The following is a 17,290-nucleotide window of genomic DNA, read 5'->3' as shown; positions in this document are numbered from 1 at the left end:
GCATGGTCGCCGCACGCCGGGGTAGCCGGAGCGGACGAGCCACGACAGACGAGGAGGGGGAACCGTCATGGCCGGTGAACTGGAAGGGCGCACGGTGGCCCTGCTCGCCGCCGACGGCGTCGAGCAGGTCGAGCTGGAGCGGCCCCGCGGCGCCCTGCAGGGGGCCGGGGCCCGGGTCGAGCTGGTGTCCGTCGTCCCCGGGCCGATCCAGGCGATGAACGGCGACATCGAACCCGCCGACACCTTCGCCGTGGACCGCAAGGCGGGTGAGGCGGACCCGGCCGCCTTCGACGGGCTCGTCGTTCCCGGCGGGACCATCAACCCGGACCGGCTGCGCATCGTCGCCGAGGCGGTCGAATTCGTCCGGGCCTTCGCCGACTCCGGGCGGCCGATCGGGGCGATCTGCCACGGGCCGTGGATCCTCGCCGAGGCCGGCGTGGCGCGGGACCGGACCGTGACCTCCTACCCCAGCATCCGCACCGACCTGCGGAACGCCGGGGCGAAGGTGGTCGACGAGGAGGTCGTCACCGACCGCGGCGTCACCACCAGCCGCGACCCGGGCGACCTGACCGCGTTCTGCGACCGCCTGATCGAGCAGATCGCCCGGAGCGAGCTCTCCGGCGCCCGCTGATACGCCCCTGGGAGGGGGAGGGGCGTCGACGGCCCGACGCCGATCAAGGGCGTCCGCCGACCGCCCGGAGGGCGGTCGGCGGACGGCCGACCCCATGAGGCGGATGCCATCCGAAGACCGAGCGGGAGGATTTCACAATGCCCGAGAACCCGGAACGACGCACTGGGGAAAGGGAGGACTCCGGCAGGGACGAGAAGGACCGTCGGCTGGACGACGCCCGCGTCGATCCTGAGGGGGCGCTGACCACCGACACCGGGGTCAGGGTGGACGACACGGACAACTCGCTGAGTGTGGGCGAGCGCGGCCCGACGCTCCTGGAGGACTTCCATTTCCGGGAGAAGCTGACCCACTTCGACCATGAGCGGATCCCCGAGCGGGTGGTGCACGCCCGGGGAGCGGGGGCCTACGGCCACTTCCAGGTGTACGAGTCCCTCGCGGACCACACGTGCGCGGACTTCCTGTGCGACCCGTCGCTCAAGACGCCGGTCTTCGTCCGCTTCTCCACGGTCGCCGGGTCGCGCGGCTCCGCCGACACCGTGCGCGACGTCCGGGGCTTCGCCACCAAGTTCTACACCCGGGAGGGCAACTACGACCTCGTCGGGAACAACATGCCCGTCTTCTTCATTCAGGACGGCATCAAATTCCCTGATTTCGTGCACGCGGTCAAGCCCGAGCCGCACAACGAGATCCCCCAGGCCCAGTCGGCGCACGACACGCTGTGGGACTTCGTCGGCCTCCAGCCCGAGACCTTCCACATGATCATGTGGCTGATGTCGGACCGCGCGATCCCGCGCAGCTACCGCACCATGCAGGGCTTCGGCGTGCACACCTTCCGGCTGGTGAACGCCGAGGGGCGGGGAACCCTCGTCAAGTTCCACTGGACGCCGCGCCTGGGCACGCACTCGCTCGTGTGGGACGAGGCCCAGCGCATCGCGGGCAAGGACCCCGACTTCAACCGCCGCGACCTGTGGGAGGCGATCGAGAGCGGCCAGTACCCCGAGTTCGAGCTGGGCATGCAGCTGATCCCGGAGAGCGACGAGCACTCCTTCGACGTCGACCTGCTCGATCCCACCAAGATCGTGCCGGAGGAGGAGGTCCCGGTCACCCCGGTGGGCCGGATGGTGCTGGACCGCAACCCGGACAACTTCTTCGCCGAGACCGAGCAGATCGCCTTCCACACCGCGAACGTGGTGCGGGGGATCGATTTCACCAACGACCCGCTGCTCCAGGCCCGCAACTTCTCCTACCTGGACACCCAGCTGATCCGACTGGGCGGGCCCAACTTCCAGCAGCTCCCGGTGAACCGCCCGGTGGCCGAGGTCACGAACAACCAGCGGGACGGCTACGGCCAGCACCGCGTCCACACGGGGACGACCAGCTACGCCGCCAACTCGCTGGGCGGGGGCTGCCCTGCGTTGGGCACTGAGCCGTTCCGCCACCACCAGGAGCGGGTCGACGGCGCGAAGATCCGCAAGCGCAGCGAGAGCTTCCAGGACCACTACAGCCAGGCCGCCCTGTTCTACAACAGCCTCGCGTCCTGGGAGCGCGACCACCTCGTCGAGGCCTTCCGGTTCGAACTCGGCAAGTGCGACTCGCTGCAGGTGCGCGAGCGCGTCGTCGAGCGCCTGGTCAACGTCGACCGCGGGCTGGCCCGCCAGGTCGCCGAGGGGATCGGGGCGGACCCGCCCGAGGGGGAGGGGGAGCCCGGCCCCCGGCGGTCGTCGCCGGCCCTGAGCCAGGCGCGCACCGCGATGAACGAGATCACCGGGCGCACGGTGGCGCTCCTGGCCGCGGACGGCGTCCAGGGCGCCGACGTCGAGGCGCTGCGCGGCGCGATGGCCGACGGCGGGGCCCACGCCGAGGTGCTGGCGCCGCACGACGGGCCCGTGCGCACCGCCGACGGGGCACGGTTGGAGGCGGACCGGGCCATGAGCACCGTCGCCTCGGTGCTCTACGACGCGGTGGCGGTGCCGGGCGGGCCCGAGTCCGCGGCGCGGCTGTCGGCCGACGGCCTCACCCTCCACTTCATCGCCGAGGCGTTCAAGCACCACAAGCCGGTCGCCGCGCTGAACGAAGGGGTGGACGTGCTCTCCCGTGCGGCTCTGCCCGACCTGGGCATGGCGGAGCCGTCGGCCGACGGCGTCGTGGTGGACCAGGGGGTCGCCACGCACCGCGGCAAGGACCCGGCGGAACTCACGCGTGCGCTGTCGACCCTGCTGGCCGGACACAGGGTCTGGGAGCGGGAGACCGGTACCGTCCCGGCCTGACCCGGGCCCCGGGAAAGGCACCGCGGGGGCGGCACCCGCCGCCCCCGCCGCTCCGCCCTCCCGGCACCGGGAGGGCCGCTCTGGAGACCGGGACCGATTCCCGCCCTGGTCAGAACAGGCCGGTGATCTCTCCGTCGTCGTCCAGGTCGATGCCGTAGGCGGCGGGCGCACTGCCCAGGCCCGGCATCGTCTGCATCGTCCCGCAGATCAGGTAGACGTATCCCGCCCCCGCCGCGGGCCGGACTTCGCGGACCGGAAGGGTCCAGCCCGTGGGGGCTCCGCGCAGTGCCGGATCCGACGACAGGGACAGGTGCGTCTTGGCGATGCAGACCGGAAGCCCGCCCAGGCCGCCGCGTTCACAGGCGCGCACCTGGCGCTCGGCGGTCTCGGAGAACTCCACTCCGTCGGCGCCGTAGACCTGGCGCGCGACCGCCTCGACCTTGTCGCGGATGGCCGCGTCCTGCGGGTACAGCGGCGCGTAGTGGGACTCCTCGTCCGCGGCCTCGGCCACGGCCCGCGCCAGGTCCTCGGCGCCGCTCCCGCCGTCGGCGACATTGGTGCACACCGCGCTGCGGGCCCCCGCCTCGGCGGCGATCCGGCGCACCTCCTCCAGCTCCGAGGCGTGGTCGGTGGGGAAGGCGTTGACCGCCACCACCGGCGAGACGCCGTGCAGGCGGCAGTTCTCGATCTGCTTGACGAGGTTGGCCGCGCCGGCCCGCACGTCGTCGGTGCTCTCCTCCAGCATCCCCTCGGGCAGCGGGCGCCCTGCGGCGACCGCGTGCCGCCCGGAGTGCGCCTTCAGCGCGCGCACCGTGGCGACCACCACCGCCGCGTCGGGGGCCTCGCCCGAGACACGGCACTTGATGTTGAAGAAGCGCTCGGCGCCCATGTCGGCCCCGAACCCGGCCTCGGTCACCAGGAAGTCGCCGCAGCGCAGGCCGACCAGGTCGGCGATGACCGAGGAGTTGCCGGTGGCGATGTTGCCGAACGGGCCCGTGTGCACCAGCACCGGGGTGTGCTCCAGGGTCTGGAGCAGGTTCGGCTTGATCGCCTCGCGCAGAACGGCGGCCATCGCCCCGGCACCGCCCAGCTGCTCGGCCGTCACCGGCTTGCCGGCCCTGTTGCCCGCGACGATGATGCGCCCCAGGCGGGCGCGCATGTCGCGCGCGGACGACGACAGCGACAGCAGCGCCATGACCTCGGAGGCGGCGGTGATGTCGAAGCCGGTCTGGCGGGGCACCCCGTCCAGTCGGCCGCCCAGACCGGTGACCACCGAGCGCAGGGAGCGGTCGTTGATGTCGACCACGCGCCGCCAGGAGACGTCGTGCGGGTCGATGTCCAGGGAGTTGTCGCGGAAGAGGTGGTTGTCCACGAGGGCGGCCAGCAGGTTGTGCGCGGCGCCGACCGCGTGGATGTCGCCGGTCAGGTGCAGGTTGAGGCGTTCCATCGGCACCACTTGGCTGTAGCCGCCGCCGGCCGCCCCGCCCTTGATGCCGAACACGGGTCCCATCGAGGGCTGGCGGATCGCGATGGAGGCGCGGTGGCCGATGCGGTTGAGGCCGTCGCCGAGTCCGACCGTGGTGGTGGTCTTCCCCTCGCCCAGAGGTGTGGGCGTCACCGCGGTCACGACGACGTAGCGGGCGCGGGGGCGTTCGCTGAGCGCTTCCAGCGCGGACAGGCGGATCTTGGCCACGTGGTCGCCGTAGGGCTCCAGCAGGTCCGGCGGAAGCCCCATCCTGTCGGCGATGCTCGACAGCGGCTCCAGCTCGGCGCCGCGGGCGATCTCCAGGTCGGTCGGGATTGGCAACGACATCACCCCTCAAGGCCCCCGTCCCGCCGGGGCACGGTCTCCCGCAGGAGGCGCGGAACGAGGAACCCGACGTAGGACTGGGATCCTGCACCAACATTCTCGAACACGGTTGGGTATAGCGCAATCAGTTTCGTAATACGCAATAGATGGCCGGGTGCGGCCACCGGGGCAGGCCCTGCGGCGGTGGGGGAGAGCGCCCCGTGGCGGGGAAGACCGGGAAGGGGCGGCGTGGAGAGGCCTCGGCGGGCACGGCCCGACGGGCGGACGCGTGCCGCCGGCGGGACCGCCGAGGGTGCGCCCCCGCCGGGCGGGAACGCATGGCGGAGGACGTGGTGCGGCGGACCGGGACGAGGGAGACGAGGGAAGGGGCGGCGCATGGGCCTGGCCGAGGAGTTCGATGCACTGACGGCCGGAGAGCTGCGGGCGAGGGGGACGCTGAAGTGGTCGCGCTTCGGTGACGGCGTCCTGGGCGCGTTCGTCGCCGAAACGGACTTCGGGACCGCGGAACCGGTCCTCCAGGCGCTGCGCTCCTCGGTCGAGGGCGCCGCCTTCGGCTACCCGCCCCCGGGAGCCGCCGCCGAGCTGGCCGAGGCCTGCCGGGACTGGTACGACAAGGCCTACGGCTGGAGCGCCCCCGCCGAGCGGATCCACACGGTGCCCGACGTGCTGCGCGCCTTCGAGATCGCCGTCACCCACTTCTCCCGGCCGGGGAGCCCGATCATCCTTCCCACGCCGTGCTACATGCCCTTCCTGACGATTCCCGCGCGCTTGGGGCGCGACATCGTCCAGGTCCCCATGCGGCGTGGCCGAGACGGCTGGACCCTCGACCCCCGCGCCCTCGCCGAGGCCTTCGAGAGCGGGGGAGACCTGCTGGTCCTGTGCAATCCGCACAACCCCCTGGGCCGGGTGTTCACCCGTCGGGAGCTGGAGGCGGTCGCCGACGTCGTCGACCGGCACGGCGGGCGCGTGTTCGCGGACGAAGTGCACGCACCGCTCACCTACCCGGGCCACGAGCACGTCCCCTACGCCTCGACCGGTCCCACCGCCGCCAGGCACAGCATCACCGCCACGTCCGCCTCCAAGGCCTGGAACATCCCCGGCCTCAAGTGCGCGCAACTGATGGTCACCAACGACGCCGACGCGGAGACGGTGGAGCGCATGGAGCCGTTCACCCTCCACGGCGCCAGTGTCCTCGGCATGGCGGCCAACACCGCCGCCTACCGCCACGGCGCGCCGTGGCTGGCCGAGGTCCTGGACTATCTGGACGGCAACCGGCGCGCCCTGGGCGACCTGCTGGCCGAGCACCTGCCCGGCGCCGCCTACCGGCCTCCCGAGGGGACCTACCTGGCCTGGATCGACCTGCGCGGCCTGGTGCCCGACGACGACCCGGCCGGGTGGCTCCGTGAGCACGCGGGCGTCGCCGTCGTGGACGGAGCCGAGTGCGGTGAGGCGGGGCGCGGGTGGGTGCGCCTGAACTTCGCCACCCCGCGGCCGATCCTCGAACGCCTGGTCGGTGCGATCGGCGCGGCCGTCGCCGACCGCTGAGGGCAGGCCCCGGGAACCTCGGTGTGCCGCCGGGTTCTCCCGAATGCCTGGTCGTGCCGGGCGGGTCGGCGGCCGATCCGCTCTCCCCGGCCTTCCTGGGCGCGGCCGGGGCCCGCGGCAGGTCCCCGGCGCAGGGCGCGCACGGCCCCCTGCCGGTGCCGGTGCGGCGGCCGGCGGCCGGTGAGGCGGGGGTGCCTCCGCGTCCGGGGGCGATTCAGGGAATCGCCGTATACGCAGAGCCTCGTATCGGTACAGTGCGCACTGAGGCGGAATACGGCGTCACGGTGGACGGGCGAGGACCTGCATCATGATCCAGCGGACGGCGGGGGCGCTCCCCCGGCAGCTGACCGGGTTCGTCGGCAGGGAGGAGGAGGTGGCCCGGGTCACCGACCTCCTCGGCCAGGGGCGGCTGGTCACCGTGCTGGGCCCCGGCGGCGTCGGCAAGACCCGGATCGCGCTGCACGTGGCCGAGCGCGTGGCACCGCGCTACGCCGACGGCGCGCGATTCGTCGAGCTGTCCGGACTGCGCGACCCCGAGCTGATCGCGCACACCGTCGCCTCCACGCTCGGCCTCGCCGAGCAGGACGCCCGCTGCCAGCTGGACGTGCTCCTGGAGTACCTGCGCGGACGCGACCTGCTCCTGGTCCTGGACACCTGCGAGCACCTGAGCGACGCCTGCGCCATGCTCACCGAGGTCGTGCTGCGGGAGTGCCCCGGGGTGACGGTCCTGGCGACCTCCCGCCACGCCCTCAACGTCCTCGGCGAGTTCAGCCACCCCGTCCCGCCGATGCCGGTGCCCGACCCGGACGACGCCGACGCCCTCCNGGGGCGGCGGCCCGCCGCGGTCGTGCCCGGCTTCGCCCTGGACGAGACCGGCCGCCGCGACGCGGTGCGCCTGTGCCGCCGCCTGGACGGCATCCCGCTCGCCATCGAACTGGCCACCGTGCGGCTGCGCGCCCTGCCGCTGCAGCGCCTGGTGGAGCGGCTCGAAGACCGCTTCCAGCTGCTGACCGGCGGCTCCCGGGCGGCGCTGTCCCGCCACCAGACGCTGCGCACCGGCATCGAGTGGAGCCACGACCTGTGCACGCCCCAGGAGCGGGTGCTCTGGCGCCGGCTGTCCGTCTTCGCTGGGGGATTCGACGCCGAGGCCGCCGAAGAGGTGTGCGCCGGCGACGGGCTCGACCGGGCCGAGGTGCTGGAGGCCCTGATCGGCCTCGTCGACAAGTCCGTGGTGCTGCGCGCCGACCAGGGCGGCGACCGCTACCGGCAGCTGGACACGCTGCGCGAGTACGGGGCCGAGCGGCTGGCCGAGGCGGGGGAGGAGCGGGAGCTCCGCGGTCGCCACATCGAGCGCTGCCAGCGCTTGGCCGACCGCCTCGACCGGCGCTTCACCGAAGAGCAGCTCGGGAGCTTTCGCGCGCTCGCCGCTGAGCACGCCGACATCCGGGTCGCCCTGGAGTACGCCTTCGGCACGGCGGGGTGGGAGACGCGCGCGGCGCACCTGGCCGCGTCCCTGTGGGGCTACTGGCAGATCTCCGGCCGCCTCAAGGAGGGCAGGTACTGGCTGTCCAAGGCCGTGGAGGCGCTGCCCGAGCACGCCCCTGAGCGCGTGTGGCCCATGGGGGTCCGGGCCTACCTGGGGACCTTCCGCGGCGAACTCGATGAGGCCCTGGCCGACCTGGACCAGGCGACGGACCTGCCGGAGGGCCCGGACGAGCGCTTGAGGGGGCGCATCCACCTGTACCGCCACCTCGCGCTGGTGTTCGCCGGACGGCACGACGACGCCGTCCCCGAGTACGACGCCTGCCTGGCCGCGGCGAAGGCCGCGGGCGACTTCACGACCGAGGTGTCCCTCCTGGCCCAGCAGGCCTACCTCCACCTGCTGGCGGGCCGGCTGGACGAGGCGGTGGCGGTGGGCGCCGAGGGGCTGGCGCGCCTGGAGGGGCTGGACACCGAGATGTGGCTGCGCTCCTACATTCTGGTCATTACCAGCGCCGCCCTGACCTTCAAGGGCGACACCGACGGCGCCGAGGCCGCCGCGGGCCCCGCCATCAGGATGAAGCGGGAGCTCGGCGACTTCGTCGGCCTGGCCTACTCCCTGGAGGTCAGCGCCCTGGGCGCGCTGGGGCAGGAGCGCCTCGAGCGCGCGGCCTGGCTCCTGGGCGCGGCCGACCCCCTGTGGGAGCGGGCGGGGGAGCGGCTGGGCGGCACCGCGATCATGGAGGCGTTCCACCAGGAGGCGGTGCGGGCGCTCCGCGCCGGCCTGGGGGAGGGGCACTTCGCCGAGCTGTTCGCCGAGGGGGCGGAGCACCCCCTGGACGAGGTCGCCGATGCGGCGGTCGCCGGGGCGGACACGCTGACGCCCGGGCGCCGGGACCCGCCTCCGGGCCGGTCCGCGCTGACCGTCCGTGAGCGCGAGGTCGCCGGCCTGATCGCCGAAGGGCTGTCGAACCGCGCGATCGCCGAGCGCCTGATCATCTCGAAGCGGACCGTGGACACCCACGTCGAGAACATCCTGGCCAAGCTCGGCGTGTCCTCCCGGGTGCTGGTGGGGCAACGGCTGGCCGAGCCCGCCCCCGAGTGACGGCCCTCCGATGAGGGCGTGGCCAGGGGCCGTGTGCGCCGCGGGCGGCGCCCGCGCGCCGCCGGCCGCGTCGGCCGAGGCGGGGAGAACGGTGCGGACATGGGACCGCCGTGCCGCCGGTCCCCCTCGCGGACGGACGGCGCGGGCTGGACACGAGGCGGGCACGGCGGGAGAGTGGTCCCTGGAGGAGCGGCGACGCCGCTCCCCCTCAAGCGGCGTCCGCACACTGCTCCCCCAGGGGATCCCCTCGGTGCGGCCCGGATTCCAGGACCTCCGGCCGCACGATCAATTCTGGGGCCCTGAGCGGTGAGAACGTGTGCACTCGGGGCCGGTTGGGTGCACGGAAGTCCACCGGCCGCCCTACGGACGACCGGTCCGCCGTCTTACCCATACGGATACGTGCTCTGCCGACGGCGGAGTGCGGTGGGACACCGATGGGACCGCGGTCCGGATACGGAGACCGCGTCCCACAGGGCGCTTTGGGCGCCTTGGGCGTCGCAGGCCCCTCGCGCCCCCGGGGGCCGGGGCCCTGGCGTCGCGGCCGTGGCTCAGGGCTTGCGGCCGACGGCCACCAGGTGCGGAATGGCGCGGCCGGCGAAGAGCGTGCCGGCGTCGGGCCGCCAGTCGGGGGCGAAGACGACGCCCGGCTCCAGAAGCTCCAGCCCCTCGTAGAGCTCTTCGATCTCGCCCTTGCTGCGCGTCCGCATGGGGTGGGGGTTGGCCTCGTTCCAGACCCGGAGCAGCTCCTCCATGCGCTCGGGGACGACGTCGGCCGTGGGGTGCCCGACGATCAGGAGGCTCCCCGAGGGGAAGGCGCCCATCAGCGCGGAGACGATGGCGCGGGCCTCCTGCTGGGAGACCACGTAGTTCAGCACGCTCGACAGGACGACGGCCGCGGGCGCCCCCGTGTCGAGGGTGCGGGACGCCTGCGCCAGGATCGCCTCGGGGTCGTGCACGTCGGCGTGGATGTAGTCGGTGGCGCCCTCGGGCGTTCCGACCAGCAGCGCCTGGGCGTGGACCAGGACCAGCGGGTCGTTGTCGACGTAGACCACCCGGCACTCCGGCGCGGCGGCCTGCGCGACCTCGTGCGTGTTGTCGGCGGTGGGCAGCCCGGTGCCGACGTCGAGGAACTGGCGGATGCCGCCGTCGAGCACGGCGTGGCGGACCGAGCGCGCCAGGAACTGCCGGTCCGCGCGTGCGCTCACCACGCCCTCGGGCACGATCTCCTTGAGCCTTTCGCCGACCTCGCGGTCGACGGCGTAGTTGTCCTTGCCGCCCAACCAGTAGTTCCATACCCGGGCGGAGTGGGGGACGCGGTCGTCGATCGTCGGCTCGGTCATCGTCGGTCCGATCTAGCGCGCGGCGCGGGCACGGCTCGTGCGCGGAGGGGGTGGGCGTCGGGGTGAAGCGTCGGATCGGACTCTATTCCTCTCAGAAGGCGCACGCATGCCGTGCTCCGCCGAAAATTCGCGACATGGACACGGGTCCCCGCAGAGGGGAGCTCCCGGGCCGGGCGGCGCGGAGGCGGTGTGCAAGCATGGCGAAGTGATCACGGGCACACCCCGCCCGGAACGGCTCGACGAGGAGGCGACGTGGAGGAACGCGGTCCGGAGGCGACCCCTGAGCGGATCGTGCAGCGCGGCCTGTACTACGAGGAGCTTAAGGAGGGCGCGGTCTACGAGCACCGGCCCGGACGCACCGTCACCGAGGCGGACAACACCTTCTTCAGCACCCTCACCATGAACCCGCAGAGCCTGCACCTGGACGCCCACTTCAGCGCGTCCACCGAGTTCGGGCGTCCGCTGGTGAACAGCCTGTTCACCCTCTCCACACTGGTGGGGCTGAGCGTGGCCCAGCTGACCCAGGCCACCACCGTGGCCAACCTGGGCTTCGGGGAGATCGCCTTCCCCCGCCCCGTCTTCCACGGGGACACGCTCTACGCCGAGACGACGGTGCTGGAGAAGCGGCTCTCCTCCTCCCGTCCGGGCAACGGCGTCGTGAAGTTCGAGCACCGCGCCCTGAACCAGGACGGCGACCTCGTCGCGCGCGCTCAGCGGAGCGCTCTGATGCTGTGCAAGCCGGAGGGGGAGTGATGACCGGCGTTCCCGACATCCCCGGCCCGGCGCTGCTGTTCTGCCCGGGCGACCGGCCCGACCGCTATGCCAAGGCGGCGGCCCGCGCCGACGCGGTCATCATCGACCTTGAGGACAGCGTCGCCCCCGACGCCAAGGACGGCGCGCGGGAGCAGCTGTCCCAGGCCTGGCCGCAGCTGGACCCGGAACGGACCATCGTCCGTGTCAACCCCTTCGGCAGTCCGTGGTGGGAGCAGGACGCGCGCGCGGTGCGGGAACTGGGCGTGCGGTTCGTGATGCTGCCCAAGGCCGAGGGGGCGGAGCCCGTGCGCGTGCTGGAGCCGGCCCGGGTGATCGCGCTGTGCGAGTCGGCCGCAGGCGTCCTGGCCGCCCCCGCCATCGCCGCAGAGCCCGGGTGCGCCGCGCTCACCTGGGGAGGCGAGGACCTGATGGCCGACCTCGGCGGGGCGTCGAGCCGCCGTTCCGCCGGGGGCATGCACGACGTGGTGGTGCACGCGCGCTCCTCGGTCCTGATCGCCGCGGCGGCGCACGGCAAGCCCGCGGTGGACACGGTGTACCTGGACATCGCGGACCTGGACGGGCTGGCCTCGGAGGCGCGCGAGGCGGCCGAGACCGGTTTCAGGGCCAAGATGTGCATCCACCCCGGCCACGCCGAGCCCATCCGGGAGGCCTTCCGCCCGCCCGAGGAGGAGGTGCGCTGGGCGCGCGGCGTCCTCAAGGCGGCCGAGGAGAACCCTTCGGGGGTGTTCCGGTACGAGGGACGCATGATCGACGCGCCCCTGCTGGGCCAGGCGCGGGCGGTCCTCCGCCGGGCCGGGGAGTGAGGCGCCCTCAGTAGGCCCGGGGTTCGGGCGCGCTTCCCCTCTGCCGGAGGGAGAGGGAGCCGTGCCCGAACCTCTCGGCGCCCCTCGGCCTTGTGCGCCCACGGGCTGAGGGGCGGCGGGCCGCAGCCCGTCACTCGCCTTCGGCGGAGATCTCGACGAGGAGGTCGGCCGGGGGAACCGGCCGGGTGTGCGGGCGGCGCACGGCACGCAGCGGGCGGTGCAGGTCGACGCCGCCGACCGGGACCTCCCGCAGGCGGCCGTCGGCCAGTTCGGCGGCGACGGCGAGTTCGCTGAGCACGGCCGGCGCCGCCCCGCTCTGGACCGCCACCTTCACCGCCGCGTTCGAGGGCAGCTCCAGTGCCGGGGGTTCCGGGTCGGCGCCGAGCGCCGAGCGCAGCGCCTGTTCCAGGGTCGTGCGCGTCCCGGACCCGCGCTCGCGGGTGACCAGGGCCGTCCCGGCCAGGGTGCGGGCGGGCAGGGGGCGGCTCCGCGCGGCCCACGGGTGCCCCGGCGCGACGACGGCGACCAGGCGGTCCCGGCGCACCAGGCGCCGGTCGAGCCCGTGCGGGGCGTCCAAGGACTCCACGAAGCCCAGGTCGGCGTCGCCGTCGCGCACCCGCTGGGCGACCTCCTCGGAGTTGAGCACCTCGAGCGCGACCTCCACTTCCGGCGCCCGTTCGCGCAGGCGCGCCAGCCACCCCGGGACCAGGTACTCGGCCACGGTCATGCTGGCCGCGAGGCGCAGCGTGGCCCTGCGGTCCCGGCGCAGCGCCGCGACGCCGCCGGTCAGGTCGCGGGCGGCGTCCAGGACGGCCTGGGACCAGTCGGCGACGGTGCGCCCCTGCGGGGTGGGCCGGGAGCCGCCGGTGGTGCGCAGCAGGAGGGGGACGCCCAGCTCGCGTTCGAGGGTGTCCAGCCGCCGTCCGGCGGAGGCCTGGGTGAGCCCGGCGCGGGCGGCGGCCCGGCCGATGCTGCCCTCCTCCACGACCAGCAGGAACAGTTCGATGCTGGCGAGGTCGGGCCACGTGCGGTGGGCCCCTGTTCCCGCCCCCGGCGCGCCGTTGCGCGGGTGGCCGTTGGTCATGCGGTCACTGTAGGCCACCCGCCCGGTGGAGGTAGGACCCGTGCAGTGACTGCATGTCCTCCCGCGGATTCGGCGGCTACCGGGAGGGGGCGGGCGGCGGGACGGTGGGGGCATGCTCAGAAAGTCCCCTTCCCCTCAGGTGTCCCGAATCCCGGAGCGCTACGTCCGCTTGCTTCCCGGGGCCGCGCTGACCGCGGCCGGAGTGGCGGCCGCGCTGGTGCTGCACGCGTTCGTCCCGGACCTCGGCGCCCTGGTCGCCGCACTGGTCCTGGGGGCGGTGCTGGCCAACACGGGCCTCGTCCCCGACCGGGCACGGCCCGGCCTGAAGGCGGCGGTGAAGACGCCGATGCGGGCGGGGATCGTGCTCCTGGGACTGGGACTGTCGCTGCCGTCCGTGCTGGCACTGGGCGGACCCGTCCTGCTGGTGGTGGCCGGCGGGCTCGTGGCGACCTTCGTCGCGACCGTGGTCCTCGGGCGCGTGATGGGGATCGGGCCTGAGCGCAGGATGCTCATCGCCGCCGGGGTGTCGGTGTGCGGGGCGTCGGCCGTGGCCGCAGCCAACGATGCCGTTGGCGGCGACGACGATGACGTGGCGACCGCAGTCGGGCTGGTGACCGTGTTCGGGACCATCGCGATTCCGGTGCTGCCCGCCCTCGGGGCGACGATCGGGCTGGGTCCTGGCCTGACGGGGATGTGGATCGGAGCGAGCGTCCACGAGGTCGGCCAGGTGGCGGCGGCAGCGGGCGCGGCGGGAGGAACGGCGCTGGCCGTCGCGGTGGTGGTGAAACTGACCCGGGCCGTGCTCCTGGCGCCGCTGATGGTCGTCCTCGGGGCCTGGCGGAGGCGCACGACGTCCTGTCGCCCTGAGCAGGAAACCGACCGCCGTCCGCCGCTGGTCCCGCTCTTCGTCGTCGGCTTCCTCGCGGCGGCGGCGATCGGCGGCAGCGGTCTGCTCCCGGAGAAGGCACTGGTCGTCGGGGGAGTGCTGCAGACGGTGCTGCTCTCGGCGGGCCTGTTCGCGATGGGGACCGGGGTGCACCTCCCGACCCTGGCGAAGAGCGGAGCCCGCCCCCTGGCACTGGGAGCCGCCGCGAGCACGTTCATCGCAACACTGACCCTCGCCGGCCTGACGGCGGTCGCCTGAGGCTCCGCGCGCCGGACCGGCTCAGAGCGCCGCCTCATAGAGCCGCCGCCTCAGAACACTGAGCGGCCTCTGCGCCGCTTCGGAGCACCGCGTCCTCCGCCGCGTAGTCGAGGAACCTCCCGGTGAACGAGGCGCCGACGATCGCCTCGTCCCCCTCGCCCCTCTCAACAGCTCTGCGGGCCTGCTCGGCGAGCCGGTCGAGTGCGGGGCCGACCGGCTCGGCGTAGGTGCCGACGGGCACGTGGCCGAGCAGTGAAGCCGCCGACATGTCGAGGACGATCGGGGCGGCCGTGTCCCAAGGGGTCCTTCCCAGCGGGGAGGTCGCGTCCACGAAACGCAGGTCCCACTCGTGCCCGAAATGGGCGCCGACCGTCCGAGCGATCTCCAGAACGCTCGGGGAGTCGGGGTCCGCGATGTTGAGGATCCGGCGCCCGGGGATCCAGGCCACCCGCTCGGCCAGTGCGGCGAGGTTGACCGCCGCCGTCGTGTGGTCGACGGACGCCCCCCGGCGGCGGAGGAAGAGCGTCTTGCGCTCGTCCAGCGCCCGCTTCACGAACACCCACTCGCGGGGAGGCGAGGCGCCCTCGCCGTGGATCTTGGACGCCCGAAGAACGGTGACCGGGCGGCCGCTGTCCAAAAGGGTCCGTTCAGCGGCCACCTTGTTGGCGCCGTACCCTTCGGGCGAGTCGTGGTCGCCGTTTCCCGGCGCCATGGTCGGGTTCTGCTCGGTGATGGGGCCGGTGAACCGCGGACTCGTCGGAGAATTGATATGGCGTCCCCGTTCGTCCACGTAAACGGCCTTGGTGGAGAGCATCACCGTGGAGCCCACGTCGCCCAGAAAGGGGAGGAGTCGATTCGCGTCGGCGGCGGTGTAGCAGACGCAGTCGACGAGCAGGTCGGCGCCTTCCGCCAGTGCGTTCTCGAGGCCCTCGGGGGCCGTTCGGTCGGCGACGCGAAGCACCACACCGCTGCATACCAGATCACGGGGGAGGCTTCCCGCAGTGCGCGCCACAGAGACGACGGTCCAGCCCGAGGACGACAGGCGACGGGCGACCGCCCGACCGACGAGTCCCGTTCCGCCGAGGATCACTGCTTTCGGCATCCGGCCATTATCGGCCCTTGGAGGAATCGCGGGAAGCCGAACCCGGAATCCCCTCAGGGACGGTCCTGATGTCCGCCGGGATTGCGCCCGAGAGGGGCCTTTCGCGAGGCGCGATACCGCCTTCGGGTGTTTGCGGGAAGGGGATTGCCGGCGCGGCGGGGGGCGGAGTGCCCGAAGGTCCCCGGATGGAGGGCGGTTCACCCCTAATCGGGCGGCGTTCGTCCGCGGTCCACTGGAGACCGCTGCAACCGACCGCCGTCATCCCGGGGGGACGGCCGATCACATGGCCTTACGCAGGACCATCCCCTGTGTCTGGAGGGCATCGAGATGACGACCACCCCGGTCCGGGTCGAAGGCGACCTGGACAACCCGAGCCGCTGGATGTGGCTGGTCAAGTGGCTCCTGGCGATACCGCACTACATCATCCTGTTCTTCCTGTGGCTGGCCTTCCTGGTTCTCACGATCGTGGCGTTCGTCGCGATCCTGATCACCGCGCGCTACCCGGGCTGGATCTACCGCTTCAACCTCGGGGTGCTGCGCTGGACGTGGCGCGTGGACTTCTACGGCTACAACGTGCTCGGCACCGACCGGTACCCGCCCTTCACCCTCGGGCCGGCCCCTGACTACCCGGCGCGCCTGGACATCGCCGAGCCCGGACAGCTCTCCCGGGGGCTGGTCCTGGTGAAGTGGTGGCTGCTCGCCCTTCCGCACTACTTGGTCATCATGATCTTCTACAGCGGATTGGCGGTGGCCGTCGGCAACGGCTACGACGAGAAGACCATGGCGGCCGGTGCCCCGGGCGGGGAGTGGATGGTGGTGACGGCGAGCGGGGTCGGCCTGGTCACCGTGCTGCTGGTGTTCGTGGCGATCGCGCTGCTGTTCACGGGGCGATACCCGCGGGGACTGTTCGACTTCCTCATGGGCATCGCCCGATGGTGGTACCGCGTCCTGCCCTACGCCTTCCTCATGACCGACACCTATCCGCCGTTCCGCATCGACCTGGGTGCGCGCGAGCCGGTAGGAGTCGAAGCGGAACAGGCACCGCCCCCTGAGGCGCCCCCTGAGGCGCCGCCCGAGGGGCCCACAGGCACGGCGTGACCCCCCCACGCGTTTCGGCCCTAGGGACGAAGAGAGATGCCGCTCCGGCAGCATCGCCGAGCGGATGGCGCGCGAATGCGCAGGGGGCCGGGCGGAAGCCCGGCCCCCTGCGTCGTCAGCGGACCCGGGCCACACCGCCCGAGCCGCGCACACCACCCGTGATCACGGGTTCTGGGCCTGCAGGTGCGCACGCACCTCGGCGTAGCGCTCCCTGACCTCAGGGGCGGCCTCACCGGTCCACTCCTCGGTCTGTGCACCCGTGCCCCACTCAGGGGGCTCGGCGCCGCCGAGCAGGGCCCACGCCGCCTGCCGCGCGGCGCCGTCGGCGACGTACTCGCTGTCCTCGGGCACCAGCACGGGGCGCCCGAACACCTGGGGTGCCAGCGTCTTCACGGCCTCAGAGCGCGCGCCGCCGCCGATGAGCAGCACCCGCTCCACCGGGACGCCGTTGTCGGCCAGCGCGTCCACGGCGTCGGCCAGGCCGCACAGCATGCCCTCCACGAACGCCCGCGCGATGTTGGCCGGGCGCAGGTTCGCACCGGTGATGCCGTCCAGCCGCCCGGCGGCCTCCGGAAGGTTCGGCGTGCGCTCGCCCTCCAGGTACGGCAGCAGCACCAGCCCTTCGGCCCCCGGCCCGGCCGAGAGGACCAGCCGGTCGAACTCCTCGCGGCCGACCTGCAGGGCCGTCGCCCCGGCCTCCAGCACGCGCGCCGCGTTGAGCGTGCACACCAGGGGCAGGAAGCCCCCCGCGGCGTCGGCGAACCCGGACACCAGCCCGCGCTCGTCGGCGGTGGGCCGCGGCACCGAGGCGAAGGCGGTGCCCGAGGTGCCCACCGACACCGCAACGTCGCCCGGGCGCAGCCCCAGCCCCAGGGCCGCGCCCATGTTGTCCCCGGTGCCCACGCCGGCCGCCCGCAGCGCCTCCCGCCCCGGCGCGGGGGCGCACTCCAGCGCCTCACCGGGGCCGGCGACGCGGGGCAGCAGTAGCCCCCGGCCGAACGCCAGGCGCACCAGGTCCTCGCGGTAGGCGCCCTCGCCCGGCGAGAAGTAGCCGGTCCCCGACGCGTCGCCGCGGTCGGTCACGGCCTCCTGCGCGCCGGTGATGCGC

The 17,290-nt window shown here is 73.5% G+C and carries 13 protein-coding genes; 8 read left to right on the top strand and 5 right to left on the bottom strand.

Features of this window, described 5'->3' with window-relative positions:
• Nucleotides 1-67 precede the first annotated feature (67 nt).
• Nucleotides 68-631, top strand: coding sequence for a type 1 glutamine amidotransferase domain-containing protein (locus D450_RS0106800; RefSeq protein WP_017537927.1), 564 nt, complete (start codon nucleotides 68-70; stop codon nucleotides 629-631).
• Between the two features lie 137 nt (nucleotides 632-768).
• Nucleotides 769-2,898 (top strand): catalase, encoded by a 2,130-nt coding sequence (locus tag D450_RS0106795; RefSeq protein WP_017537926.1) that lies wholly within the window; start codon nucleotides 769-771, stop codon nucleotides 2,896-2,898.
• 109 nt (nucleotides 2,899-3,007) lie between these two features.
• On the opposite strand, the gene D450_RS0106790 is transcribed toward D450_RS0106795, so the two are convergent.
• Complete coding sequence (locus tag D450_RS0106790) at nucleotides 3,008-4,711, bottom strand: formate--tetrahydrofolate ligase (RefSeq protein WP_017537925.1); 1,704 nt, start codon at nucleotides 4,709-4,711, stop codon at nucleotides 3,008-3,010.
• A gap of 372 nt (nucleotides 4,712-5,083) precedes the next feature.
• Here D450_RS0106790 and D450_RS0106785 point away from each other — a divergent pair, with 372 nt between their 5' ends.
• A complete protein-coding gene (locus D450_RS0106785) occupies nucleotides 5,084-6,253 on the top strand; it encodes a MalY/PatB family protein (protein WP_017537924.1) in 1,170 nt (389 codons plus the stop codon).
• Between the two features lie 307 nt (nucleotides 6,254-6,560).
• The gene (locus D450_RS0106780) at nucleotides 6,561-8,837 is read left to right on the top strand and encodes a LuxR C-terminal-related transcriptional regulator (protein WP_017537923.1); all 2,277 of its coding nucleotides are present in this window, start codon (nucleotides 6,561-6,563) and stop codon (nucleotides 8,835-8,837) included.
• A gap of 548 nt (nucleotides 8,838-9,385) precedes the next feature.
• Here D450_RS0106780 and D450_RS0106775 read toward each other — a convergent pair.
• A complete protein-coding gene (locus D450_RS0106775; RefSeq protein ID WP_017537922.1) occupies nucleotides 9,386-10,177 on the bottom strand; it encodes an SAM-dependent methyltransferase in 792 nt (263 codons plus the stop codon).
• 252 nt (nucleotides 10,178-10,429) lie between these two features.
• On the opposite strand from D450_RS0106775, the gene D450_RS0106770 reads away from it, so the two are divergent.
• Complete coding sequence (locus D450_RS0106770) at nucleotides 10,430-10,930, top strand: MaoC family dehydratase (RefSeq protein WP_017537921.1); 501 nt, start codon at nucleotides 10,430-10,432, stop codon at nucleotides 10,928-10,930.
• The gene (locus D450_RS0106765) at nucleotides 10,930-11,754 is read left to right on the top strand and encodes an HpcH/HpaI aldolase/citrate lyase family protein (protein WP_017537920.1); all 825 of its coding nucleotides are present in this window, start codon (nucleotides 10,930-10,932) and stop codon (nucleotides 11,752-11,754) included. Before D450_RS0106770 ends, D450_RS0106765 begins: the two co-directional genes overlap by 1 nt.
• A 130-nt stretch (nucleotides 11,755-11,884) precedes the next feature.
• Here the strand turns inward: D450_RS0106765 and D450_RS0106760 are convergent, their stop codons facing one another.
• Nucleotides 11,885-12,838: a LysR family transcriptional regulator gene (locus D450_RS0106760; protein ID WP_017537919.1), complete on the bottom strand. Its 954-nt coding sequence runs from the start codon at nucleotides 12,836-12,838 to the stop codon at nucleotides 11,885-11,887.
• Nucleotides 12,839-12,977: 139 nt separating this feature from the next.
• Here D450_RS0106760 and D450_RS0106755 point away from each other — a divergent pair, with 139 nt between their 5' ends.
• Nucleotides 12,978-13,982, top strand: coding sequence for a YeiH family protein (locus D450_RS0106755; protein WP_026128416.1), 1,005 nt, complete (start codon nucleotides 12,978-12,980; stop codon nucleotides 13,980-13,982).
• 34 nt (nucleotides 13,983-14,016) lie between these two features.
• Here D450_RS0106755 and D450_RS29645 read toward each other — a convergent pair whose 3' ends face one another.
• Nucleotides 14,017-15,084 (bottom strand): NAD-dependent epimerase/dehydratase family protein, encoded by a 1,068-nt coding sequence (locus D450_RS29645; protein WP_083932561.1) that lies wholly within the window; start codon nucleotides 15,082-15,084, stop codon nucleotides 14,017-14,019.
• 327 nt (nucleotides 15,085-15,411) lie between these two features.
• Between D450_RS29645 and D450_RS0106745 the strand changes: the two genes are divergently transcribed.
• Complete coding sequence (locus tag D450_RS0106745) at nucleotides 15,412-16,182, top strand: DUF4389 domain-containing protein (RefSeq protein ID WP_017537916.1); 771 nt, start codon at nucleotides 15,412-15,414, stop codon at nucleotides 16,180-16,182.
• 162 nt (nucleotides 16,183-16,344) lie between these two features.
• On the opposite strand, the gene D450_RS0106740 is transcribed toward D450_RS0106745, so the two are convergent.
• Nucleotides 16,345-17,290 (bottom strand): FGGY-family carbohydrate kinase (locus D450_RS0106740; RefSeq protein ID WP_017537915.1); only part of this gene is annotated, 946 nt, incomplete at its 5' end.

Source organism: Nocardiopsis halophila DSM 44494 (genome assembly GCF_000341245.1).
In the GTDB taxonomy this organism is placed as follows: Bacteria; Actinomycetota; Actinomycetes; order Streptosporangiales; family Streptosporangiaceae; genus Nocardiopsis_A; species Nocardiopsis_A halophila.
The sequence above is the reverse complement of the archived record's forward strand: the minus strand, read 5'-3'. Positions and strand labels throughout refer to the sequence as shown.